This window comes from Maribacter sp. (assembly GCF_039974175.1).
Taxonomy (GTDB): Bacteria; Bacteroidota; Bacteroidia; order Flavobacteriales; family Flavobacteriaceae; genus Maribacter_C.
Genome location: NZ_JBDWJN010000012.1, coordinates 111,186 through 136,380, shown reverse-complemented (window position 1 = coordinate 136,380; position 25,195 = coordinate 111,186). Strand labels below are relative to the sequence as shown.

The following is a 25,195-nucleotide window of genomic DNA, read 5'->3' as shown; positions in this document are numbered from 1 at the left end:
TCCTTTTCTCAAAATCTAACGCGCATAAAAAAAGCATCTCTTTATCGGAGATGCTCTATACATATGTGAATGTTGTCTATGACGTCAACACATGATACACGTATTTCTCCTTTGTTTACAAATGGACAGTTGATCACTATAAAACCGTTCAAACCATTTCGGCGAACAGAGATGTAGTTCCAATAATTGTATATGTCTTTTTAAAGATTCCATTTGTATGGGTTTATAATTTATGACGGTGCAAAGATGAAAACGATTTTTAAATTATACAAGAAAAAATTAATTTAATTTATTGATAATCAGATAGTTACATTAAAATATGAATAATAGAATCCCTGTCCGTCATATTGCGGACTTTGAACATTTATTACAACTGTCTGTCTACCAATTGTTTTCTGTTTCAACTATGCTATTTTATTAGTTTACTACTTTTCACATTTTACTTTAAAAAATTCCACAAAAAAAGCGTCCAATTACAATTGGACGCTTTCATTTTATCGCTTAATCGAGTTATTTCATAGAATCAACTGTTGGATAAAGTCACATAGCGCCCGTTTCGCTCACTATATTCTGAGCGAAAATCGCAGAGCCAAAGCTCTATTTGTTGGATGATATGTAACTTTCTCGGTGTCATTTGTTTTACAAAGATGTTATTTTTAAACGTTTTGTTACTACTATTTATTCTTTTTCTTCCTTTTTTTAGATGATGATTTCTTCTTTTTTGATTTGGATTTATCCAATTTCAACTTTTTCTTAATTCTATTCTCTTCATCCTCAATAAATGAGAAATAGTCATCATTGTATGAATACTTTTTAGCTTTCTTAAGCTGCTTCAGCGCATCTTTATAGGCTTCCTTGGTTTCAGATGCATACGCGGAAAGCCAAAATAAACTTCCTTTTGATATGCCTTTTATGGTGAGAGCAAAAGCAATTAGTTTAGTTGCTCTTTCAATTTCATCAGCCCAAATAAGATATTTTGCGTAGACAGGATAAACATCCATATACTGACTATCAATAGCAATTACTTTGTCAAAGCAATCGAAAGCTTCAGTATACTGATTCAAGTTTCCTGCATATACTTTACCTAGAAGACAAAGGGCGGCACAATGATTTTCATTGTATGATAGGGCGTAGTTCAGTGATTCACAAACTTCGTCCCAATCGTAACCAGATGCTGCCTTTGCTTTTAAATAATAAGTGTCGGCTATTGTTAGTCCCATTTTTGTTGTTTTAAATCGTTTTTTAGCTTTTGCCGTTTTGGTTTAAAGCTTTTGCTTTCTTTTTTATATTTGAAATCCTTTCCCTTAAAAACCCGAACCGGATTTCCGCGTTCTATATTCAGATGATTTTCCCATTGGTCCGTCATCCGTTCTTTCAGCTTTTCTATGTTAGCCTCGTTTACTTTTTCTTTTAATCGGGCTATCGCAAGTTTTTTGTTTTGATGTTGCGAACGACTATCCATGGCAACTACTTGTACCCCTGTGGGGGTATGAATTGCCCGAACAGCAGAATTAACCTTGTTGATATTCTGGCCGCCAGGACCGGTGCTCCGCATGGTTTGAAACGAAATATCTTGCTCATCCACTTTCGTAGTTTGCGTTTGTTTCAATTCGAAAGCCCCGATAAACCAATTCTTTCGTTTATGGTATTTTCGAAATGTTGAAACGCCTATCCACTGAATAGTACCCAACCAAGTTGCTAAAAATGCTTCCATATTTTTTCCTGTCAAGCGGATAGTCACTGATTGTACTGTTCCGTTTTGGCTTCCTGTTTCTCGATGGAGGATACTATGTTTAAATCCTCCCGATTTGGTCTCTTCCAAAAATCGCTTGAGTACTTGGGCAACGACCCAGCTACATTCCGCTGGGCCTCTACCTGCTGTTATTTGAATTATCTTTTCCATTTTATTTCTTTAAAAGAAGCAGCTAGCGTTGGTATTCCAATAATCTTAGGTTTTCAATATGCTTTATGAATACCGTCGCTAACTACTATCTGTTATTTATCCATTCGTACTATTTTGGGTGTAAAGGTTCCGAGTACTTCAACCAATTCTTGTTGATTTGACATGACCTTTTCAATGTTTTTGTAGGCCATGGGTGCTTCGTCAATTCCTCCATCAATTAGTGTTACTTCGTTTGCCTCTAATTGCTTTTTAATTTCGCTTCGTGTAAACGTTTCTTTACATTTTCGCCTTGAAAAAAGCCGTCCAGCACCATGGGAAGCAGAGTTTAAACTCTCTGTATTGCCCAAACCTTTTACGATGTAACCCGGTGCTGTCATTGACCCTGGAATAATTCCCAACTCGCCTTTAGCGGCGGGAGTTGCTCCCTTTCTATGCACAATACACTCGGCACCATTTACGTCCTGTTTCCATGCAAAATTGTGATGGTTCTCTATTTTAACCACAGGCTTTGCTCCTAAAAGCTTGGCAAGTCTTGCGTGAATATCATCATGACATGCCTTTGCGTAGTCACCCGCTAAATTCATAGCGAGCCAATACTCTTGTCCGTCATGTGTATTCAAATCCAACCATGCCAAATGCTGTACATGTTTGGGTAACGGACATTGCTTTGTTGCCAAATAGGTGTAATGTTTTGCAATGTTTGCACCTAATCCTCTTGAACCACTATGGGAAAGCACACCCAGATATTCGCCCAATTTCAAACCCCATTTGTTCTTGTCATCTGTAATAGTGACCTTTCCGAATTCTACAAAGTGATTTCCACCACCTGAGGTTCCTAATTGCTTGTACGCTTTGTCCTTTAATCTTTTTACCAGCGGAATGTTTTTGAATTCATCACGCTCAAAGATTTTGTGGTCATGCTTTATCTTATGGGTTTCCCGCATTCCGAACTTGGTATGCTCCGAGAGCATATTTGCCAATTGATGTTTCTTTCCTTTGAGGTAAGAAACCGGAATCGGATAAATAGTCAAACACATTCGGCAACCGATATCAACACCAACTCCATATGGAATAACCGCATTCTTAGTGGCCAAGACACCCCCGATAGGCAATCCATAACCACTATGCGCATCGGGCATTAAAGCCCCAGCAACAGAAATCGGAAGTTTTAAAGCATCATACAATTGGTATTTCGCTTGTTCCTCTATTTCGTTCTCGCCATAGATTTGGAAAGGTGCTCTTGCCGAATTCAGCGCTTGTTTTTTGACCACAACTGGATCTAACAAGCTTTCTGCTATCTTTCCCCAAACTCCATCACCTTTATAGTTTTCAGGATGCAACAATACTTTTTTGGCCTCCATCAATACCTGTTCTTTCTTTTTTCTTTTGTGATATCGATTGATTTGACCTAATGTAATATTGATACTATTGTTCTTTGGAAAACCTAATTTGATTAGGTCCTTTCCGCTTAATTTCTTTCCCATGATATTTCATCTTTTAGTAATTGATTGATAGAATAATTTCTAAGCCCAAGGAGATTCTGCTTTGTTTCTCGCTCTCTCTTTTTAGTCTCTTCTACTTTCCACCAATCTTTCCATTTATCTAATTTTTCACTTGCTTCAAAGTATCCATGTTTCAATGTTTGTTGTTCTAACAAAGCACATTCACTTTCCAATTTTGGGTCAATACGCTTGCTATGAGTGATATAAGCTTTTGTAAATTTTATTCTATATGCCCCTTTTGGAATTTTCACATAGTATCTAAGCTTCAGCTTTCTACTTTCAATCATATAGTAGAAAGGCACACATAAAGATTTTGCTTTATGACTCAATCGATTGTATTGTTTCCTACTGATAGTTGGAATCTCCTTGTTGATTAGATATTTTGAGGTCTCATGAAGCCATTTTCTTTCTGCTTCTTCCTTAGTTTTTCCCCAGAATATTTTTTCAACTTTATCATACACCTCTCGTATAGCGGCTCTATTTTTATAGTTCTCCACACGATGAGTAATGACAATTTCTTTAAACCAACCATGTCGAATAGGTTTCCTTAATTCTATAAACCCCAATGCACGTTTTTCTGCCCATATTTGACGCTGTCTCTTTCGGATACGACGAATTTCTTTTTGTCTTTTACATTTGATATGTGGTGGTTTCACTACACATTCATTTTTGGTTTTACAAATTTTTAAGTCATTTTGACGCATCTCTGGATGCCAAAATCGTCTGCGTAATTGCATTGATTTTGTTTTAAATGATACTTGAGTAAATCCCGGAAAGTTCTGCCGCGAAAAATTTGGGCATAAAAAAAGTCCGAAACGTTAGGGCTTCGGACTTTCTATATTAAGCTATGGTAGCTTTATGTATTGTAGAAGTCCTGAAGCGACACTAATAAAGCACCTGGTGCTTTTAGTGTTTTCTGATATGTGTTTGAAAAAGTCATATATACTTCAGTTAATAAATTTTGTTGCTGTATTGCGGTGCAAAGCTAAAACGGATTTTTAGATTACGCAAGAAAAATACAATATAATTAATTGATTATCAATTAGTTATGATAATATTTGAACATGAGTATTCCTGTCCGTTATTCAACAGATAGCAGCATATTTTATCAATTTGCTGTTTTTCAAATGCTTAGCTTTCAAATGGCATTCTTTTAGAATTTTGAGAATTCTCTAAAAAATTTACAAAAAAAAGCGCCCAATTTCTTGGACGCTCTAGTTATGTATCTTTTTTCAATAGTATCTACCCATCAATTTGATGCAATCCTAGCTTTTCAGCGTCCGGTATGTGATTTAAATAATCTGGCATGTACTATATTTTTATAATTTACTTTTAAAATTCAAAGGTTAAAATGCGGCATGATGCCTATAATATCTCTATTACTTTACCATACACATTTTTGGTCCATCCGTTAATTCTACCGTGATTGTTACCAATAAGTAAACCACGTTTGTCGCTTTTCCCTTTTACGAGATGCGTAAAGACGTTTCCACGTACTTTACAGAACACAATGTCACCTACTTTACAATCTTCCCAACTTATGGGCGCAAGGCGCACCGGTTGTTTTGATTTAAGTAAAGGCAACATAGAATTACCGGGTTCTTTTGAAATGATGGTCTCACCATCAAGTAATTTTTGAATTTTCCAATTCATATTTTAAATTTTAAAAGTTATGCAAATCACTATTGATGTGCATATCCGATAAAATTTTTCAAAAGAACGATTTCAATGAACTGGTGCAAAGATGTTACTAATATCTTGAATTTTCAAAAAATTCCGATGTTAGGTTGTTAGCTTAGATAAAAAAACATAATACTTTTTTATTTTGCATGAACTACCACAAAGGTTTTTTAGATATTTTGTTTGAATCTATTGCTATAAAACGAGGTGTCCAGCAATCATCGATTAACAAGCCTATTTCAGATTTACAGTTTGGACAGATTTGATTTAATTGACCAAATTCACTAGGGCCGCAACACCCCTGTAATCTTATAGATTCCGTATGGTTATCAAGGTTTAAACTCTTATTGTTAACAAGAAAATCTATTGGAATTTCAAAGTTGTATTCTGCTTCAGCCAAAAAAACATATTGGTGAAGAGGTACTAAATCTTTTTCATCACCATGATTTATTGAAGATACCTTAGCTTGCGAAAGAGGCCCCTTAGTTAATTTTTGGTTACATTTTTTACAGTATAGTTCCATTTTATTCTTTTCTTTTATTCCTGTCCCTTTTTCTCTTCTTCCAAGGCGCATTCTTCATCCAATCCCCGGCCATGATACATCCATAAGGCATCACTTCATCCTGAACCGTACCCAAACCAAATTCATTCATTTGGTCACGAACAGTAGCTGCATTTTTATAGGCACTAGGCAATTCTGAAACGTCAATCTCATTCGAGAAGAAACGCACATCCAATCCTTTGGTTTCCTCAAAGAATACTTCTTCATTAGTGAACTCAGCTTTGTTTTTCTTATGCTGTGTTCTACTCATGTTTCGACCTGCTCCGTGAGGCGCAAAACCTAAATTCTTTGCTGTGGTATTTCCATCAACTATTAATACAGGCTCGGCCATGTTCAAAGGAATCAATCTTGGACCCGTAATATCAGGCATAAACTTGGCATCCAAAGGTGTAGCTCCTTTTGCATGATAGAAGATATCATCATCTTGGAATACAAAATTATGTTCGTTCCAAAAACGGTTTTCAATTTTGACCCCCAAAGCATCCAAAGTGGCATCATGAATAACTTCATGGTTTTTCTTTGTCCATGCTCTTATGATTTGTAAAGCATGCCAATAGTTTTCACCTTCTTCTGTATCAAAGGGAATCCACGCATTTTGCTTTAAGGTTTCCGGAGAAAGCTCTTGTCGGAAACGTTCGGCAATTTTCATCCCCTTAGTATACAAACGAGCACCAGGACCACGTGAACCGTGATGGGTAATCAACATGGTATTTCCAGTTTCTTTGGAAATTCCAACAAATAAGAAATGGTTTCCATCACCTTGTGTTCCCAGATGCGTTCTCGCAATTTGAATCATTTGATTATCTCTAAGGAAATAATTGCTTTCAAATGCTTCTAACAATTCAGTAGGAAATCGATACTGGGCATTTCTATCTCGTCCACCAGGACCAAAATGCGTACTGGCATGTGCGGCATTCAAGACATCCTTTGGGTCAGCTGAACCAAAATCCGTCAACATCACTGAGCAGCAGATATCCGCGCTGTGCATACCTGGGTGAATGGCATTCTTAGCAGCAACAACTCCACCAACAGGAATCGTTCCTTTAGGTCCAGCCGGACAAGCATCAGGCATCACTGCGCCATTAACTAGGGTAGGCGTACGCATCAAAATATCCATAGATTCAAGAACCGACTTTACATTGTTTTCCTCCAATTCGTTTTCTGCTTTGATATTCACTGAGTACGTCATTGTTTCCGAATGTAAATCCACAATGGGTCCTGGACGGAATTGCTCCAAGTAGTTTAAAAGGGCATTTCCCTGCAATTGGTTGGTGTTGATATGTGCCAAGGCTTCAGGAATCCATTTTCCTGATTTAAAGCCCATGGCGATTAATTCTTTTCCGGTAATTGTTGCTTTTTGTTCCATTAGTTTTCTTTAATTAGCCCCACCGACTCCAGCGTTCGGCGGGGCGCTACATGAAGTCGGTGAACCGGCTTCTTTATGATTCCGGAACAAACTTGCGACTCATGTGCGCAATTATTTTGCGTAGTAAAATTATATTTTTACTTTCATTAAAAATACTGCTAGATGGCCCTAAACAAAAACGCCCTTATCCGCTACAAAACTATTGACAAGTGCCTTCAAAACAACTATCGTCAATGGACGCTGAATGATTTGATAGAAGCCTGTTCAGATGCCTTATACGAATACGAGGGTAGGGAAGTGAATGTAAGCAAACGAACAGTGCAACTCGATATTCAGTTGATGCGAAGTGATAAGCTAGGTTACAATGCTCCAATTGTTGCTTATGATAGAAAGTATTACAAATACGAAGATGAGGATTATTCGATTACTGATATTCCAATAACGGAAAATGATATGAATGTGCTTTCCGAAACTGTAGAAATGCTAAAGCAGTTTAAAGACTTTTCTTTGTTTTCAGAACTGGGTGGAATTATTCAGCGGTTAGAAGATAAAGTATATACTGAGAAAACACATAAATCTTCAATCATCCATTTGGATAAAAATGAAAACTTAAAGGGGCTCCATTGGTTAGATGAATTGTATCAAGCTATTCAGAAAAAAGTAGTCTTGAAAGTGGAGTACAAGTCTTTTAAAGCTGCTACCGCTAATGTAATTACTTTTCATCCGTGCTTATTGAAGGAGTTTAATAACCGATGGTTCCTGATAGGAATGGGAAATAGGAACAAAGGCATAGTTAATCTTGCCCTTGACCGAATCATTTCGATTGACTATCATTTCACAACTCCATATTCCAACTATGAATTTGATGCAGACAGCTTTTATAAAGACGTAGTAGGTGTGACCGTTAACCAAGGGGAACGGGCTTCCAATATCAAATTATGGATTGACAAATACAATGCTCCTTATGTCATCACCAAACCTTTGCATCATTCACAGGTGATTGAAAAAGAAAATGAGGATGGAAGTGTTGAAGTGAATATCAAAGTGAAAATCAACTTTGAATTGGAACGTTTGATTTTAGGTTTTGGTGATGCTATTGAAGTAATTCAACCAGAAAGACTTCGTAAGCGAATTGCTAAGAAATTGGAAAAAGCTGTCAGTCTGTATAGTAAAAGTTAGTTTTACACTTCCCTAAGCCAAAGTAAGCTTTCCCTCAATGCCTGTTTTATAAAAGATAATTTCGAGCCAGTTTTACATTAAACAATAAAACAGACCAACCATGAAAAAGCTAATTTCACTTCTTTTTTTGTCCGTATGCTCCCAGTTTTTTGCCCAAGAGTCTTTGGAAATAGTGTTAAAAGATTCTAGTAGATTAAAATTGACTAATCTAAAAATAGATGTAAGTATCGTTGGTAATTTTGCCACTACTACCTACGATATGAAGTTCTATAACGAACTAGATAGAACTTTAGAAGGAGAATTGGTATTTCCTTTAGGAGAGGGTCAGTCAGTTTCTCAATTTGCTATGGATGTTAACGGCAAACTTCGTGACGCAGTCATTGTGGAAAAGGAATTGGCTCGTGTTGCTTTTGAAAGTACGGTAAGACAGAACATTGACCCAGGCCTATTGGAAAAAACGGAGGGAAACAACTATAAGGCAAGAGTATATCCCATATTACCAAGAAAGCATAAACAAGTTGTTTTGACTTTTGAGCAAGAATTGTCAACATCGAACGAGTATAAAACCTTTGAACTGCCATTGGGTATAAAGGCAGCTTTAGATAATTTTTCAATACAAATGCAAGTTTTTAATGGAGAGATGCTGCCAAAAATAAAAAGTAGTAGCTACGAAAACTTCTTTTTTAAAAAGAAGAATGCTGTTTTCACTGCAAATTTAGAGAGACAAAATCATGCTCCAACTTCCCCTGTGCTAGTAGAACTACCAAATACAAGCAATACAGAAACTATATTAAGCTTCAGAGATTATTTCTATGTAAATCAGAAGCTCGAACCGAACACTAGACTAAAACAAAAACCTAAAAAAATCAACTTGCTGTGGGATACGTCTTATTCATTAAGAAATAGAAATGTAAGTAAAGAGCTATCGATTTTAGGTGAATATTTAGAATACCTCGGAGACGTTGAAGTACATTATATTTCCTTTAGTAATTCTATACATAAAAACAATGTTTTCAAGGTTCAGAATGGTAATTGGGAAGGACTGGAAAAAGCACTGAAAGAAGCTGTTTATGATGGGGGCACATCTATGAATTTGTTCAAATCACTACTCAAGAAGTCGGGCGAAACACTTATGTTCACGGATGGATTAGCAAATCTAGGCGATTTCTCTATTACGAATAAGCAAGCCATTTATACAATCAATTCGACAACTTCTGCAAATCATGAATTGCTAAGAGAAATAGCTACTTCATCTGGCGGCACTTATATCAATCTAGTTCGATTACCTCAAACTGAAGCCATAAATTCTTTAAAACAAGAGACCTTTCAATTTTTAGGAGCAAAACATAACAGTACGGTCTGGGAAGTATATCCAAAGAATAAAACATACGTTTCCAAAGATTTTTCCATTTCAGGGAGATTTTCAGAAGAAACCTCCATAGAACTGTTATTCGGCTATGGTGAAAAAGTAACTGAGCGAATCAAGATTCCAATTAGAAAATCTCATGGTACAGCGTTGGTCAAAAGACTATGGGCCAAACAAAAACTAAAGCATTTGAATACGAGCAAAGGGGAAAATAAAGGGAAAATAGTTTCACTTGCAAAAAGCCATCATTTGATAACAGATTATACCTCAATGTTGATTTTAGATAGAATTGAAGATTATGTGCGTTATCGTATTGAGCCACCTCAGGAATTGAAAGCTGAATATAAGGAACGGATTAAAAATTTAGAAGAAGAGGAAGTTGATAAGCTTGAAGACTTAAATGACAGAAAAGAAGATTTGTTTGATGATTACACAGCTATTTTGGAATGGTACGCTACTAAGTATCCAAAGAAGAAAGTAAAACAAACTAGAAAGGAAACATCAAATAATGAAGATACTTCCACACCAAGAATTAATACTGCTAATGTGGACACTACCATGGCAACTGAAAGTATTAGGAGCCATACTTCATCCACTAGAATAAATATCAATATTGATTCAACTAGAGGAATAATTTCGGGTACAGTTTTGGATGTTGATGGAGAACCATTACCGGCAGCGAATGTGTTAGTAAAAGGAACTACGACCGGAACAACAACTGACTTTGATGGTAATTTCAGCATCAATGCAGAAGAAGGTGATGAACTTGTTTTCTCCTATATCGGATTTACGACGACAAATGCTGTTATCGGAAATGCCGATAGCATTTCAATTTCATTGGAAGAAGATGCCGCACATTTAGAAGAGGTAGTGGTTGTAGGGTATGGTGTTCAAAGAGTGCAAAATATGACCAGTTCATTGACCTCGGTTGTTTCTCAAGCCTTACAAGGCAAGGCAGCAGGGGTTCAAATCACTCAAAATTCTGGAGAGCCAGGTTCAAATACAACTGTTGTAGTAAGGGGAGTGAATTCAATGTCTAATAATAGCAATCCACTTTATATAGTGGACGGGCAAATAGCAGCAAATAATCCGATGCAGGACTTAAATCCAGAAGATATTGAAGAGATCCAGGTTTTGAAAGCGTTAAGTGCTGCAGCAATTTATGGAGCTAGAGCTTCTAATGGAGTTATAATTATAACCACAAAGGAAGGCTTAGAATCCAATCAAGAAGCGATAGAGCAATTGAATCAAGAAATAACGAATAAGATAGAACTAAAATCATGGAATCCAGATACTCCCTATATTAAGATTCTAGAAAAAGAGGCAACCGCTGAATCAGCTTATAAAAAGTATCTGGACATCAGAGATGATTATTCCAACAGCCCTTCATTTTATCTTGACGTATCTGACTTTTTTGAGAAAAAAGAAAAATACAATATAGCCATTACAATTCTTACCAATCTAATGGAAGTTGAATTGAACAATCACGAAATCATGAAGGCTTTAGCGTATAAGCTGGAATATTTCAGACAGTATGAACTTGCTGTAATTGTGTATGAGAAAGTATTAGAGTTGCGGCCAGAAGAACCTCAGTCGTACAGAGATTTGGCTTTGGCGTATGAGCAGTCTGGTGAAATACAAAAGAGTTATGATTTGCTAAACAAATTGTATAAAGGTGATTTATTGGAAAAGGATGAAGACGAACGTTTCTATGGAATAGAACAAATTGCCTTTGTCGAACTTACAAGGCTCGTCAATAAATATGGAAAACGACTTAAACTAAACAAGGCCGAAAAAGAGAAGTTTAAAGACCTTCCCATGGATGTTAGAGTTGTAATCGATTGGAATCATAACGACACGGATATAGATTTATGGGTCGAAGATCCGAAAGGCGAAAAAGCAGATTACAGTAACACAGAAACTGATATAGGTGGTCATATGTCAGAAGATATGATGGATGGTTATGGACCAGAGGAATTTATGCTAAAGAACGCACCAAATGGTCAGTACAAAGTTCTGATAGACTATTACGCGGATAATGTTCAAAAAATATCAGGTCCAACCTTCCTAAAGGTTACAATGTTTACCAATTACGGCAGGCCAAATGAAGAACGTAAAATAACGGTTGTAAGACTTGACAAAGAAGAAGATGAACTTGAGGTTGGGAGTTTGAAGTTTTGATTTTAAAACGAATTACAAAGAAATTGGTAAAAGCTGTCAATTACTAGGATTTAAATTAATCTCATCGAGAAATTATCGTAGAAAGTCAAAAAATGAATACATTCAAGAAAAATATGATATGGTTATTACTATAAAAGATGCCACCTTCTCAGGAGATATTTTAAATGAAATAGAGATTGCAGTTCAAAACGAACGTACCACGGTCAAAGACCTTATTGCCGCCCGTGTAGCTTCTGAGGTGAAATCCTACAATGAAAAACTACCTGAATATTTTAAAGGACTTATTCAACCTTCTGAAGCGGAGAAGACTTTAAATGGGTTTCGGCTAAAGAGAAGGGAAAAGAAAATCGATGTAGAAAAACAAATCTGGACTGCTTTAGATGCCTTTCAAAAGAATGGGTATTTCATACTTATAAATAATCAACAAGCTGAAGACTTAGAACAAGAGGTTTTAGTAGGTAAAACAACAGCGATTAGTTTTGTAAAACTTACGCAATTAGTTGGAGGATAGTCTATGTTAGATGCTTTTAAAAAATTATTTGGGTATGAAAAAGAGCAAAAGGCTACTTTCCATGTGAGTGATGACGTACGTAAATTTTTAAAAGATTTTACCGAAGAGGCCCTTGAAAAGAGGGAGGACTATAGTGTAAAACTAACTAGGGTAACTAAGTACAAGGAACTTAAAAACAAACCAGAAGAGTTTAAAAAAGAATTCATTTTTGCATTAATCAATAATAAAAACGGACTTGCAAATGACGGCGGGCCATGGGCAAATTCTTCCTATTGGGTAAAAGATATATGGTCTAGAACATTGAGTCTGTCGGTAAGGTCTTCTGAATTAAGTTTTAGCGATGAAGAGTTGCTAGATCTTGTTAAGGGATTTGTCTCTAAGAAAAGAGGTTATTTTCATATTTCTGAATGGCCGTTTAATCCAATTCTTAGTAAAATACAACAAAGGTCTCAAGAAGAAGGACTTAATTCTACCTTAAATCAATGTTTAGTTGTAATTAAAAGCGCAATTTCAAAACGGAACTATATCTATTCTGATGAACAAAAAATTCTTAAGCGCATAAAGAGCATTAGACAAAAACCTACCGAATTCTCTATTGATACAAGAGATAAATTAGGAAAAAGTATTGATAGCACGATTCGTTCTTTTAAAACAGATAAGCAACTTCTCTTTCAAAACCTTTTAAAGCATTTCGCAAAGGGAAGCGAAAAAAGTACACCTACCATTTCTTGGCTAAAGTCTTCTGATACACAAATAGAAAATATTGGTAAGAAAGAATTGTCAAAAAATTTCATTTTATGGATTGAAGCAATCATCGGCATATTCCAAAAGATACATAAGGATAGGAGCTACGAATTTCGTTTTGTTTCTGATGAGAACCTTCAATTATTAAGGGCGGCAGTTTGGAGTGGAGCTCTTATTAATGATAAAGATTTAAATCAATCTATTGAAGATTTAGGATTATGGAGCTTTAAAAAACTATCAGGTCACGGTGCAGTCAGTGTAAAACTTGGTAATGGTTGTATTTATGCTTTTTCAAAACTACCGTACCAAGATGGCATCTCTCGACTCACAAAATTTAGAATGAAAATCAAATACCCATCGGTAAGAAACACCATTGGTAAGGCTATCGGCAGAGTCGCCAAAGCCGAGGGAAAAACCATGGATGAGATTGAAGAACTTGCCGTTCAAGATTTTGGCTTAGATGCCAACTACCAATTAATTCAAAATTTTGGTAATTACATAGGGTTAGGAGTAATTGTAAATAGCTCTACTTTTAGTTTACTATGGCAAAACGATAAAGGCAAACAAATTAAGTCGATTCCCAAATATGTAAAGGATAATTATCCTGAGGAATTAAAAGATTTTAAGAAAAAAATAAAAGACATTCAATCAAATCTAACTGCCCAAAAAAGCAGAATAGAAAAGATTTTTTTAGGCAAACGAGAATGGGAGTATGACCAATGGAAAAAACTCTATATAGAAAATAAGCTTTTAGGTTTTTTTGGCACGAAACTGATTTGGAGTTTTACGATAGACAACAAGACTACCAGCGCTATTTTTAGAAGCAATGAGTTTGTAAGCTATAATGGAGTAATCTTAGAAAGTTTTGAAAACGCCAAAGTTGAATTATGGCACCCGGTAAACGCTTCAGTAGAAGAAGTCCAATCTTGGCGGAACTGGTTAGAGACGAATGAAGTAAAACAGCCATTCAAGCAAGCACACCGTGAACTATATATTGTCACCGATGCAGAGAAAAACACAAACAGTTATTCTAATCGGTTTGCTGCACATATTTTAAGACAGCATATTTTTATCGCCCTTTGTAGAGAGCGTGGATGGGGGTATACCCTTCAAGGTCAGTGGGACTCTCATAATACGCCTACTTTAAAAATACCTGCTTGGAAATATAGCATAGAATTTTGGGCAGATGGTGTTGAAGGATCTGCAAATGAATCAGCTATTTTCAATTATTTGCAAACGGATCAAGTACGGTTTTATGATGAAGAAAGTCAAGTCGATATGGCTAATGTTCCAGCTATTGTTTTTTCAGAAGCAATGAGAGATGTTGACCTCTTTGTTGGTGTTACAAGCATTGGTGCGGACCCGAACTGGAGAGATGGCGGAGAAGAAAGATTTCATGGATATTGGTCTGACTTTTCATTTGGAGATCTTGCCATTAGTGGAAAGGAGAGAAAGAAACTTCTTGAAAATATTATTCCCAAACTAAAGATTGCTGGTCAATGCTCTTTCGAAGGCAATTTTCTTGTTGTAAAGGGGAGTTTAAGAATTTACAAAATTCATATGGGTAGTGGTAATATCTTAATGAAGCCAAATGATCAATATTTGTGTATTGTAGCTGATAGATCTAAGAGTAAGGATAATGTATTCTTGCCTTTTGAAGGAGATACTACCCTATCGGTCATTTTAAGTAAGGCATTCATGTTAGCTGAAGACACGAAAATCAAGGATAGGACAATAATTAGCCAAATTAATAGATGAAAAATCTCGAAATCATTAAAAAGTTAAGAGGAGCAACCTTTACGGATGAAGATGGGGAAGAATACGATCTCGACTTCCAAGCAGGATTAACTGATTCTGAAGTTAAAGACCTTTCAAACTTATTTCCAAGCAACATTATTGATATCGAGCTTGTCGAGATATTGAAGGAGACAAGAGGATGGGAAGGATACGGTTTGGAGCAAGTTGATTTTTCATCAATAGGTCAATTCGGATTTTTAGAATTATCTCCAAACTCTATAACTCTTGGCCATGATGGATTTGGTAATTTTTGGATACTAGATATTTTGGACGACGGAACCCTTGGGCAAGTATACTATGCATGTCATGACCCAGCTGTTTTTGTAAAGTATTCAGATACTCTAAATGAGTTTCTAAACGGTTTGATTGAGTTTTATGAATCTCCATCAGAAAACTATCTGAACGAAATACATGACAAAGTTGTATTTGACATTTGGTCAAGCGGCGGTTCTATTTTTGAAAAAGAGGCCTTTGTACTTAGCAACAAAGAATTTAATAAGTTTCTGAGCGAATTTGAAGGAAACGAGTGGGTAGTTGCGGATATGAGAAAAGCAAAGAATAAAGATGGATTTGCTTGGGGGAAATTTGGACCTAATAATTTAACCAAACGACATCCAAATGAATTGATTTGGGTGATTAAGAAAAAGAAGAAAGGTTTTTTTGCTAGACTGTTTAGTTAATAAAAGTTCAAATAAAGGATTAAAATATATGAAAGGAATACTCTTAATTTTTGGGTTTTTAGTGGGACTGAGTAATGGCCTATCCGCCCAAGATATTGGTTTAAGTAAAACACAGTTAGAAACAGTTTTATGTAAGCAGTGGCAAATTGAATATGCCTTAATGGGTGGAATGAAAATCAAACAGATGCCAGGAGCAGCCGACTTTGATTTCAAATTTATTTCAGATGGTAAATATGACTTGATTCGAAAAGATGGCAATAATGAGAGTGGAATTTGGAAATATTTTCCTGAAAATAAGTATGTCGAACTTTCAATAAAAGATAAGATTACATCTAGGATTAAATCAATTGATGAAAGCAAATTAATATTGATTCTTGTATCTGGTGAAAATGACCCTCCTGGAATACCAAATGTCGAAGTTCATTTTAAGCCGATATGATGAAATCAAAGTTCAAATAAATCATAGAAAATTTGATTAAATATCATATTCAGTTACGAAATAACCTCCAAAAGATTTCCTTCAAAAGGAAGCTGAATTTTGCCATTCAAATTTGTGAACGGATTTATCCCGAATACTTAAAGTTTTACGAACTAAATGACTTTGGAAACCCTGAATTACTTGAAAAGGGTATCGATGTTTGTCGAAAATATGAGAAGTCCAAATTCTCAGAAAAAGAAATCAACGATTTAATTCTGAAGATAAAATCTGTTACTCCAGATACCGAAGATTATGGCGAATTGATTGGATTTTTGGCACTTAATGCCGCGGCGTCGGTTTCTGAGATGCTGAAATTTGTATTAAATTCAAATGACAAGCATATTTTCGACATTGCCAATTTTATGTTTGACTCTGTTGATTTTCAAGTAAGTGATAGATATCCAAACCTAAATGATAAAGAGATAAAATGGCAGCTCCAGCAAACGGATAATTAATTGAATGCTAAACTAGAGTTCAAATAAATGATGAAAGTGAATGAACATATATCACAACTGAATAATAAGGGTTACTCAATTATTCCTAATGTCTATTCTGAGTCTGAGATATTCGAAATAACTAAAGTGATAGCTGAAAAAGAATTGGATAGCAATTCGATTTCAAAGTCGAAAGACCTTTTTGCGATTAGGGAATTAGTAAATGAGATTCCAGAACTGGCAAGAGTATTATTTAATAAAAATCTAAGAAGACTATTAGTTAAACTTCATCAGGAAGGTAAATTGTTCTTAAGCAAAGCCATCTATTTTGACAAGCTCGAAGGTTCAAATTGGTTCGTAGCATATCATCAAGACTTAACAATCAATGTAATTGAACAAAAGCAAATAGAAGGGTTCAAAAATTGGACTAATAAGAGAGGCCAAATTGGAGTTCAACCTCCAACAGAGTATTTAGATAGAACAATTACAATACGAATTCATCTAGATGATACTGATGAAACTAATGGAGCATTAAGGGTTGTCCCAGAATCACATTTAAACGGAGTAGTTAGGACGGAAGAACGCTCGCAAAATAGCAAAGAGTTTACCTGTGAAGTGAAATCAGGCGGTATAATGTTAATGAGGCCACTTACCTTTCATGCATCAAGTAAAGCGTCGGGTCATAGCAACAGAAGGGTAATTCATCTTGAGTTTTGTGATAAACCATTACCTGAAGAATTAGATTGGAAGGAAAGACTAGAAATAGTTTAACTCAATTTACTTAACATTCAAATGAAGGATGACTTTAAACTCTTTACATAAAGCGAATTTTGCAAAGAGATATACTTCTTTGTGGTATTTTTTATGGGCGACAATTACACTCCTGAAGCCATGTTCGAAAGGTGTAGTGTTAAGAGTTGCATAAAACAAGAGTATTTTAATAAGTCTAGTTACGAGTGAATAGTAAATACCTAAAAACATATATATCTTTTCTCCTCTCTATCCTTCCAATTGGAAGGAATAGTAAAGAATAGGAGTATTGAAAACAATTATTTTCTGACTTATAATTAGGGGGTCCACAATAGTAATGATTAATCCTTCAAGAAATTGAAGGGTTTTTTGTTTGCTACATCGACCTAAGGGTGCATCAAGAGGTTATTCTGCTCTTAAACTTTTAACGGGGTTATGCACCGCTGCTTTGATCGCTTGGAAACTTACGGTCAACAGCGTGATGGCCAAAGCACCTAAGGTGGCGATGGCAAAAATCCACCAGTTCAGTTCGGTGCGATAGCTATAGTCTTGAATCCATAGGTTCATATAATAATGGCCGATGGGTATAGCGATAAAGCAAGATAAGATGACCATGAATACAAAATCTTTGGAGAGTAATTTCCATAGGCTCATGACCGAGGCGCCAAGTACTTTGCGTACGCCTATTTCCTTGGTGCGTTGTTCTGCCACAAAGGCCGAAAGCCCGAAGATGCCCAAGCAACTGATGCAGATAGCCAAAAACGCAAAAAAGCTTGCCAATTTACCCGTGCGTTCTTCATCAATGAAATTACGTGCGTAATCATCATCTAAAAAATTATAGGTGAACAGGCTTTTGGGGTCGTGTTTGTGAAACACTTTTTCGATATGGGTCAATGCCTCGCCCATAGGTGCCTCTTGACCAATTTTTATGTTCACAAAATTTAGAAAATTACCATTGTGCAAGCTAAAAATTGTAGGTCGCACTTGATCGTAGGGCGAACGCGTCACCATATCTTTGGCGACACCAATTATTTTGAATGGCCCCATGTCTCCCCATTTTACTGATTCTCCTACGGGCTTTTCAAGTCCCATATAGCGCGCTGCTGTTTCGTTGATGATCAAGGCTAAGGAATCACTTCTAAAGTCACGTAAAAAGTCGCGACCCTCCTTAATTTCCCAATCAATCATTGCTCCAAAGCCATGGGTAGCCCGCAGCGTATTGAATTCTTCACTCATCTCGGGGTCCTTGCCTTTCCAGTCAAAACCACTATTGGTAACGAAGGTACCCGTTACGAGAACATCTGAGGCTGCTACGTCTTTGATAGCATTGGAAAGTAAAAGTTCGTTTCGTATGGTTTCAAAACTATGGCGCACTGCTGGGCCATTTATGGGAACATAGAGCATCTGCTCTTTGTCGTAACCTAGCGGTCTATCCTTTACGTATTGTATCTGCCTGTAAATGGTAATGGTACCAATAATGAGCACTACAGAGATCGTAAACTGGAACACCACAAGCGCCCTACGTAAATTAGATGCGCCCTGTCCGCTGTTGAAAGTGCCTTTTAATACTTTAACAGGATTGAAAGATGAAAGGTAAAAAGCGGGGTAACTTCCAGCCACTATGCCGGTGCATAAGATGAACAACAGGCAACTTAACCAAAATACAGGCTTGGCATAAGGAATTGTCATGGTTTTATCTGTAAGGCCGTTGAAAAATGGTAGTGCCAATAAAACTAAGAAAAGTGAAATCACGAAGGCCAGCGCTACTACCAAAAAAGATTCGTTCAAAAATTGGAAGATCAATTGATTTTTGACCGAACCAATAGTCTTGCGAATACCCACTTCTTTTGCCCTTTTTACCGATTTCGCGGTAGAAAGGTTCATAAAATTGATACAGGCCAAAAGCAGTATAAAAATGCCGATGGTACCAAACAGCCAGACACGTTCTATGGCCCCACCGGTACTGATTCCATTTTCAAAACGCGAATACAAATGCCACTTTTTCATGGGGTGCAAATGAATGACCGGTTTGGTTTTTACCCCGCGAGGATTACCCTCATTTTTTATGTTATCGTATTTTACATCGGCTATTAAGGAAGATACCTCGGTAAGATCAGCACCGTCTGCTAATTGCACGAAGGTTTGAAACCAATTGTTGCCCCAGCCTACCCGTGCTTCAAAATTTGCGGTGGTATTCAGCAACTGCCAAGGTGCGATAAAGCTGAGGTTGGCAAAGTCTGAATTTTTGGGAAGATCTTGGTATACCCCAGCTACTTGAGCTTTCATACCGCTGCCAATTTCCACGTTTTGACCCATGGGGTCTGCATTGCCGAAGAGGGCATTTGCTGTCGATTCAGATAGTAGCATAGATGTAGGGTCTTGCAGGGCATCTCGGCTTCCGCTTATCATCTGAAGTGACAACATATGGGCAATGCCGGGTTCCATAAAGTTACCCGGGCGAGATACTTTGGTGTCTCCTACGGTTAAGAGCTCATTGTCTATAAACGAACTGGTCACCACATGCTTAAAATGATCTTTGTAAAGCGCCCGGAGTTCTGGCGCCAACTGCATGGGTTGATTAACAGCTGTTTGTACTTCTCCGTTAAAGGTTTGGGTCTGCATTGCCTGTGCGATGGCATCATAATTTTCAAAGCCTTTATTATAGGAAAGCTCATCGAAAACCCAAATACCCATGAGTAGGGTTGCGGCCATTCCCATGGCAAGACCGATAATATTAAAAAATGAATGCCACTTGTCAGAAAGCAGATTGCGATACCCGATTTTAAAATGATTTTTATACATGCCGTAGTTGATTGATGTGATTGCTAGTGATTTTCGTAGCGCAAAAGGGCGCAAATAGTTAAGAACCTGGTACCAGTAGTTGAGCTTTATAGACAGCGTGGTTTTTTTCTCTGCATCTGCATAAAACTTCTCCTCTAAATCACCCAGCACTTCTTCGGCCAAGGCTTCTTTGACAAACCATTTTAGCAGGCGCTTGGCCATTTTTGGGGGTATGTGTTTTCGCTCTGCCATTTTTATGCTTGAAAGGTAAATTTTGTAAATGCCGGGTATTGGTTCCATAAAGACATTCGCAGCTCTTTCGATGCTGTAAGTGCCCGTTGACCGCTGGCCGAGATGGTGTATATGCGTTTTCTACGACCTCCTCGTACGGCAGTCGGCCTGCTTAATTCAGAGCTTAAGAATCCTTTTTTGCACAATCGGTCTAGGGTGGAGTGGGTGGCTCCAATAGAAACAGATTTTCCGGTTTGAGCTTCAAATTCTTCGGCAATTTTAAAGGCGTAGGCCTGCTCTTCAAGAATGCCCACCAATAATAATATGATCTCTTCAAACTCTCCTAAACGTGCTTCTTTCATTTTGAATACGGGATAAGGTGCTTATATACTCCTAGAATGTAGAACAAATATATAAAGAAATATTTTATTTATTCTACAATTTAGTAAGTAATTGGAAAAGTGGGTGATTTGTACACTGAGCGACTAGGTAAGTGCGTTCCTCTTAATTACTCAATTTCAGTATCCGAAATGCTCCTTGCATTACCAAAACGAAAACGATAGCATAGCCAAGAACAAAAGTGCTATCAAAAGAAAGGAGGGGGCATTGACCTCACATCATTACGAATCGCTTATCAAGGGTAATGATTTCAGATCGTTCCTATAGTTGAGTTTTACCAGCTTACTTTGGCAATCGGTTCTTGATGGTGCCTATTTGGCCCATATGATTGGCCGAATGCTCCATAACATGAAACCAAACCCAGTGGTAGTTAATACCCTCTTCGATATTCGATGCGAACCATGCATCGTCTTTGGTTTTCAATCCGGCAAGGGTTTTTTGGCGTACCTCATCCCACAAATCCAAATAGTGCTGTATCGGTTTTCCTCGAAGTAATTTTTTTGTTTCATCATTAAGTCCGCCAGCCACACCCAATCGCTTTTGCTCGGCATCAGTCCATGGCCTTCCCTCCAAGGTTTCTATTTGGTAATAGGCTTCTGTCGACACCAAATGCATCACCAACGACCCAATGCTGTTGGCGTCTTCGTCATATAAAAAGTCGGTTTGTGATTGGTCTAAATCTTTTACCTGTTCGGTTATTCTACCTTTTAAATCTTCAAGCATACTCACCAATACACCAATATGGGGCGTGTAGTCTGCTGAGGGTTTGATTTCGTATTGGGCATGCGCCAATGAAAGTGAGCAGCATACCATTAATAAAGCAGTTGTTTTCTTTAGCGTGTTCATCGTATCATTTTTAAATTAGTGATGCGCGTTTTAAGGCTGCTATGGTCATTGAAATAGTGCACATTGAATATGTCATAACCGAAAGGCAACTAAAAACGGCGGGTTCTTTCTATATGGTTCAGAGTCTCGAGGCCTCTTTGTTATTCGCTTTCACCTGTAAAAAGAAATTCTTCATGTATGGTTGATCTAACCGCCCTGTTGTTTTGTTTAGCGGGTATCCAAGGGGGCATATTTGCTATAGTTTCTAGTAACAGCTTGCTTATAACGTAGTTGGTATTGGTATCACCTGCTTGTTTAGATTGGCTATCATCAGTACGCACCTTGATGACCTTTCCTTTTTCATCAATAGTGATGTCTAAGAAGAGCTGCAACCTATAACTTGTATTTATGTCATCGAATGTATCTCCGATACGGGCTTGCAAGACCGAGTCTATATAATACCCTAGGCCCTCAGGTGGAAATTCAGGTTTTGAGATAGTATTGGCCATACCCGTTCGCGTCTGCGGTAACAAACTGGCTTTTGACATCATGGTACCTGTAAAAAGTAGTACGACAGCAAGCAGTAAAGTCAAGTTAGACCAAGGTCTTTTTCGGTCGCGATACTGCTGTAGCCTTTTAATTCTACGATAAACATTAGATCGGTTAAACATGGGGAAAAAATCAATTTTTCGCGAATTAAAGGTCGAACGCAACAATTGTGCACAGTAGTAGTCTTTCGGAATTGATTGGGTGATATAGGCATCAGTGTCGTACTCTAAATTTTGTGACTGCCTTGATCGAATGATATGCACGAACGGATTAAACCAAAAGAGCACACTTAACAAACGCCATAACACCATATCAAGCGTATGTAACTGACGCACATGATAACGTTCATGTTGATATACCGTATCATAGAGGGTTTTTGGAAGATCGGTCGGCATTAAGATGTAGTTGAAAAAAGTGCAAGGTTGAAAATTGGAAACCGGCACCAATCTTTCAAATTTGTGTTTTCCGGCGGAGGACATGCGTATTAGCTTGATCAGCTTGACAATGCCGAGCGTCATTTTGAGCAAGCCGAAAGCTACCCCCGAAACATAAAGGAGTACCACCGTATTTTCTAAGCGATTTCCTATTGGTGCATCAAGGTCAATAGGCTTGATATAGGTTTCTAAATGCAAAGTGGTCAAACCGCCAGCAAAGTGTAATTCGTTAAGGATATCAAGGTCTAGAAAGGCCACGATATGAAGCGCAAAAAGGAAATAGAAGTACAATCGAATACCCTTTGTGGGTACAGCATATTTTAACAACACCTCATAAAGCAGCAGCCCGAGGCCGGTGATACCCACTGTGATAAGAATGGCATTGCTATCAAGTACCATTTAGCTTTTCTTTTTTTAGTTCAGACAAAATTTCATCAAGTTCTGCGATCGAAATGTTGTTGGAGTTCGACATAAAACTTACGATTTGTTTAAAATCACCCCCGAAATAGGTATTCATCATATGAGAAAGTACGCCCTTGGTATAGTCTTCGCGTTGTATCAAGGGGTAATACCGGTGGCTTTTTCCAAAACTTTCATAGGCGACATAGCCTTTGCGTTCTAGTATACGTACAATGGTAGAAACGGTAGAGTATGCCGGTTTTTTGCCCGGTATTTCTGCTATGATTTCTTTGATAAAGGCTTTTTCTTTTTCCCAAAGAATTTTGAGAACCGATTCTTCCGCCTTGGTTAATTTAATGTTCGTCACGATATAAATATAACTAAATATTTAGTTACGACAACTAAACTATTAATTTTAATCCGGAGCACCGGCCTCACTACTATTTTTTGAGCAGCAAATTCCAAAAAAAATTCTCCTTGCTTTTCATTTGCAAATCGTCGCTTAATTAGAGTTTTCGAAGTTGTTTAATAAACTGTGACGGCTTCACATTGGTTTCTTTTTGAAATGCCCGTGAGAAGGCATCAGGTGTTTGGAATCCAAATTCTGAGGCCAGACCTTTAATATTGAATTTAAGTAAGCCGGGATTTTCTTTAAGTGCTTCTATGGCATATTTTATTCTTAAACCTTTTATATAACTAGGAAAATTTTCCCCTTTTTTCTCATTAATGTATTTTGATAAATAAGTTGAATTGGTATCAAATTGTTTCGCCAAATTTGATAGGGTAAGTTCTTTGTCCAAGAATAGTTTAGCGTTTTCAAATTCGTCAAGCCCTCTTGTTAAAAGTTCCGCAACTTCTTCGGGGATTGAATTGGGTGTTTTGTTTCTAATAGATGACGCACTTGAAGTTGGGATTCCGTTTTCAATGAGGTACTGAATTCTTCTGGAATGTTCTCGTGATTTGATCCCAAAGTAAACCCCTACACTCACAAAGGCACCTAAGGTAACATAGAGGTAATTTAAAAGTACTTGCTTCCTTGAAGCTTGGTCAAGAAGTTTCCGCTTTTCTTCAAGCATAATTGGCTTCTGATATTTGTTAACAATAAGTGGGTCAATGGTTTCTTTTTGCTCAATAAGAATACTGTCAACCCATAGATATCTGTTAATATATTTTAGCTGGTTCTCGGAGTCTCCTAGTTCTTTAAAAATGTTTGAAAGTTCAGCCAAACCATCTTTTGCATGAAAAAAGGGCTCCTTATCAGCTGTGAGCATTGAATCCATTTTGGTAAAGAACTCAATCGCCTTGTCATTGTTATTTTTAAATCTGTGGATTTTACCTGAATAATAATAGTTATTAGCCAACCAGTTGCCGGAATTATCAAACCTATATTTCCTTAAAGTATCTAGGGCACTATCGTATCTTTTGTCGTAAAAATCGATTTGAGCATGGATGCTAACAAGTTTGCTGGTATAGAAATCATGGAAGTTTGCTTGCTCTGCTTTGTTTGCAGCATACTGATAAAAAAGACGGGCGGAGTCTCTTTTCTTTACCTTGAGGTATGATAAAGATAGATTGTAAAGTGCTATAGTATGGTTCCGACTTATTTCCCAATTTTCACCACCATATTCAGACTTTTGCAAGTAATATTTCTTATGCATTTCAAGGGCTTCCTCATATTTGCCTAAATGACTATAAATATTGGCAATAACTTGCTTAACTGAAGACTGTTGGGCGATATTTTGCTTTACTTTTGCTAAACTATCTGCAATAAGTAAATTGTCTAAAGCAAGCTTAAACATTTTTTTCTGCTTATATATTTTGCCTTTTACTAAGTATCCTAACGTAGGGTAAAATTTGTTCTTTGAATTTTTTGTAAAGATTATTGTGGAATCGCAATAGTTTAATGCTTCTTCAAAATTTTCGGAATACATGTAAGTATAAAAGGCAAACGCTATAGCTAAACTATCTTTCAATTTTTTAGCTTTTTCTATTTGATAATCTGCATAAATCCGGCTCTTTTGTATATCACCATTTCGCCAAGCAGCAAGGGTTAGTTTGTCAATTTCCTCCAGTGTTTTGTCCTCAAAACTGTCTTGACCAAATATTGGTGGTACAAATGCAATATATAAAATAACCCAAATGAGATTAGTTTTCCACATTCAATAGGTTTTAGTCAATTATTTACTTCAACAAGAATGTTAAATTAAGATTGATGCCTACTGTCATATGCTCTTGAACTGACAAAAATATTATTTTAAGTAATAAATCTTCGGCAAACACATTATCAGCAGACCTTTTCATTTCCAATTTAAGTTCTGTCCTTATTCCTAAAGACTTCTATAAATCTTTTAACTCAAAATACTAACGAATAATAGGCATCTTCAGTTTTTAGGTACACCGAACCACAATTAATATTATACAAGGGTTGATACTTTGGGTATATC

At 36.9% G+C, this 25,195-nt stretch carries 21 protein-coding genes; 8 read left to right on the top strand and 13 right to left on the bottom strand.

The window, feature by feature from the left end:
* Nucleotides 1-674: 674 nt before the first annotated feature.
* The 7 genes from ABJN95_RS16775 to ABJN95_RS16745 form a co-directional block, all read right to left on the bottom strand.
* Entirely contained in the window at nucleotides 675-1,220 is a 546-nt protein-coding gene (locus ABJN95_RS16775) for a hypothetical protein (RefSeq protein ID WP_348372104.1), read from the bottom strand.
* On the bottom strand, nucleotides 1,211-1,903 hold the full coding sequence (gene prfH / locus ABJN95_RS16770) for a peptide chain release factor H (protein WP_348372103.1): 693 nt from the start codon (nucleotides 1,901-1,903) through the stop codon (nucleotides 1,211-1,213). Before prfH ends, ABJN95_RS16775 begins: the two co-directional genes overlap by 10 nt.
* Before the next feature lie 92 nt (nucleotides 1,904-1,995).
* Nucleotides 1,996-3,387, bottom strand: a complete 1,392-nt coding sequence (locus tag ABJN95_RS16765) for an RtcB family protein (protein ID WP_348372101.1) — start codon at nucleotides 3,385-3,387, stop codon at nucleotides 1,996-1,998.
* On the bottom strand, nucleotides 3,372-4,142 hold the full coding sequence (locus tag ABJN95_RS16760; RefSeq protein WP_348372099.1) for a hypothetical protein: 771 nt from the start codon (nucleotides 4,140-4,142) through the stop codon (nucleotides 3,372-3,374). The genes ABJN95_RS16765 and ABJN95_RS16760 overlap by 16 nt, the downstream gene beginning before the upstream one ends.
* 628 nt (nucleotides 4,143-4,770) lie before the next feature.
* Entirely contained in the window at nucleotides 4,771-5,058 is a 288-nt protein-coding gene (locus tag ABJN95_RS16755; RefSeq protein ID WP_348372098.1) for a hypothetical protein, read from the bottom strand.
* 181 nt (nucleotides 5,059-5,239) lie between these two features.
* Nucleotides 5,240-5,659, bottom strand: coding sequence for a hypothetical protein (locus ABJN95_RS16750; RefSeq protein WP_348372096.1), 420 nt, complete (start codon nucleotides 5,657-5,659; stop codon nucleotides 5,240-5,242).
* Nucleotides 5,610-7,013: an RtcB family protein gene (locus ABJN95_RS16745; RefSeq protein WP_348372095.1), complete on the bottom strand. Its 1,404-nt coding sequence runs from the start codon at nucleotides 7,011-7,013 to the stop codon at nucleotides 5,610-5,612. Before ABJN95_RS16745 ends, ABJN95_RS16750 begins: the two co-directional genes overlap by 50 nt.
* A 162-nt stretch (nucleotides 7,014-7,175) precedes the next feature.
* On the opposite strand from ABJN95_RS16745, the gene ABJN95_RS16740 reads away from it, so the two are divergent.
* The 8 genes from ABJN95_RS16740 to ABJN95_RS16705 all read left to right on the top strand — a co-directional run bounded on the left by ABJN95_RS16740 (nucleotide 7,176) and on the right by ABJN95_RS16705 (nucleotide 17,154).
* Nucleotides 7,176-8,192, top strand: coding sequence for a WYL domain-containing protein (locus ABJN95_RS16740; RefSeq protein ID WP_348372093.1), 1,017 nt, complete (start codon nucleotides 7,176-7,178; stop codon nucleotides 8,190-8,192).
* A 100-nt stretch (nucleotides 8,193-8,292) separates the two neighbouring features.
* The gene (locus tag ABJN95_RS16735; RefSeq protein ID WP_348372092.1) at nucleotides 8,293-11,739 is read left to right on the top strand and encodes a VIT domain-containing protein; all 3,447 of its coding nucleotides are present in this window, start codon (nucleotides 8,293-8,295) and stop codon (nucleotides 11,737-11,739) included.
* Nucleotides 11,740-11,857: 118 nt separating this feature from the next.
* Nucleotides 11,858-12,250 carry a hypothetical protein gene (locus tag ABJN95_RS16730; protein WP_348372090.1) on the top strand — a complete coding sequence of 131 codons (393 nt, stop codon included), beginning with the start codon at nucleotides 11,858-11,860 and terminating at the stop codon, nucleotides 12,248-12,250.
* A 63-nt stretch (nucleotides 12,251-12,313) separates the two neighbouring features.
* Nucleotides 12,314-14,752, top strand: coding sequence for a DUF4132 domain-containing protein (locus ABJN95_RS16725; protein WP_348372089.1), 2,439 nt, complete (start codon nucleotides 12,314-12,316; stop codon nucleotides 14,750-14,752).
* On the top strand, nucleotides 14,749-15,471 hold the full coding sequence (locus ABJN95_RS16720) for an SMI1/KNR4 family protein (RefSeq protein ID WP_348372087.1): 723 nt from the start codon (nucleotides 14,749-14,751) through the stop codon (nucleotides 15,469-15,471). The genes ABJN95_RS16725 and ABJN95_RS16720 overlap by 4 nt, the downstream gene beginning before the upstream one ends.
* A gap of 28 nt (nucleotides 15,472-15,499) precedes the next feature.
* On the top strand, nucleotides 15,500-15,910 hold the full coding sequence (locus ABJN95_RS16715; protein WP_348372085.1) for a hypothetical protein: 411 nt from the start codon (nucleotides 15,500-15,502) through the stop codon (nucleotides 15,908-15,910).
* 32 nt (nucleotides 15,911-15,942) lie between these two features.
* Nucleotides 15,943-16,404 (top strand): DUF416 family protein, encoded by a 462-nt coding sequence (locus ABJN95_RS16710; RefSeq protein WP_348372084.1) that lies wholly within the window; start codon nucleotides 15,943-15,945, stop codon nucleotides 16,402-16,404.
* A gap of 27 nt (nucleotides 16,405-16,431) precedes the next feature.
* Nucleotides 16,432-17,154 carry a phytanoyl-CoA dioxygenase family protein gene (locus tag ABJN95_RS16705; protein ID WP_348372081.1) on the top strand — a complete coding sequence of 241 codons (723 nt, stop codon included), beginning with the start codon at nucleotides 16,432-16,434 and terminating at the stop codon, nucleotides 17,152-17,154.
* 384 nt (nucleotides 17,155-17,538) lie between these two features.
* On the opposite strand, the gene ABJN95_RS16700 is transcribed toward ABJN95_RS16705, so the two are convergent.
* From ABJN95_RS16700 to ABJN95_RS16675, 6 genes are all read right to left on the bottom strand, one after another.
* Nucleotides 17,539-20,166, bottom strand: a complete 2,628-nt coding sequence (locus tag ABJN95_RS16700) for an ABC transporter permease (protein WP_348372080.1) — start codon at nucleotides 20,164-20,166, stop codon at nucleotides 17,539-17,541.
* A 2-nt stretch (nucleotides 20,167-20,168) separates the two neighbouring features.
* Complete coding sequence (locus ABJN95_RS16695) at nucleotides 20,169-20,507, bottom strand: PadR family transcriptional regulator (protein WP_348372078.1); 339 nt, start codon at nucleotides 20,505-20,507, stop codon at nucleotides 20,169-20,171.
* Nucleotides 20,508-20,826: 319 nt separating this feature from the next.
* Nucleotides 20,827-21,390, bottom strand: a complete 564-nt coding sequence (locus ABJN95_RS16690; protein WP_348372077.1) for a DUF664 domain-containing protein — start codon at nucleotides 21,388-21,390, stop codon at nucleotides 20,827-20,829.
* 140 nt (nucleotides 21,391-21,530) lie between these two features.
* Nucleotides 21,531-22,751 (bottom strand): M56 family metallopeptidase, encoded by a 1,221-nt coding sequence (locus ABJN95_RS16685; RefSeq protein ID WP_348372075.1) that lies wholly within the window; start codon nucleotides 22,749-22,751, stop codon nucleotides 21,531-21,533.
* The gene (locus tag ABJN95_RS16680; RefSeq protein WP_348372073.1) at nucleotides 22,741-23,118 is read right to left on the bottom strand and encodes a BlaI/MecI/CopY family transcriptional regulator; all 378 of its coding nucleotides are present in this window, start codon (nucleotides 23,116-23,118) and stop codon (nucleotides 22,741-22,743) included. Before ABJN95_RS16680 ends, ABJN95_RS16685 begins: the two co-directional genes overlap by 11 nt.
* Before the next feature lie 139 nt (nucleotides 23,119-23,257).
* Nucleotides 23,258-24,910, bottom strand: a complete 1,653-nt coding sequence (locus ABJN95_RS16675; RefSeq protein WP_348372072.1) for a helix-turn-helix domain-containing protein — start codon at nucleotides 24,908-24,910, stop codon at nucleotides 23,258-23,260.
* Nucleotides 24,911-25,195: the final 285 nt, after the last annotated feature.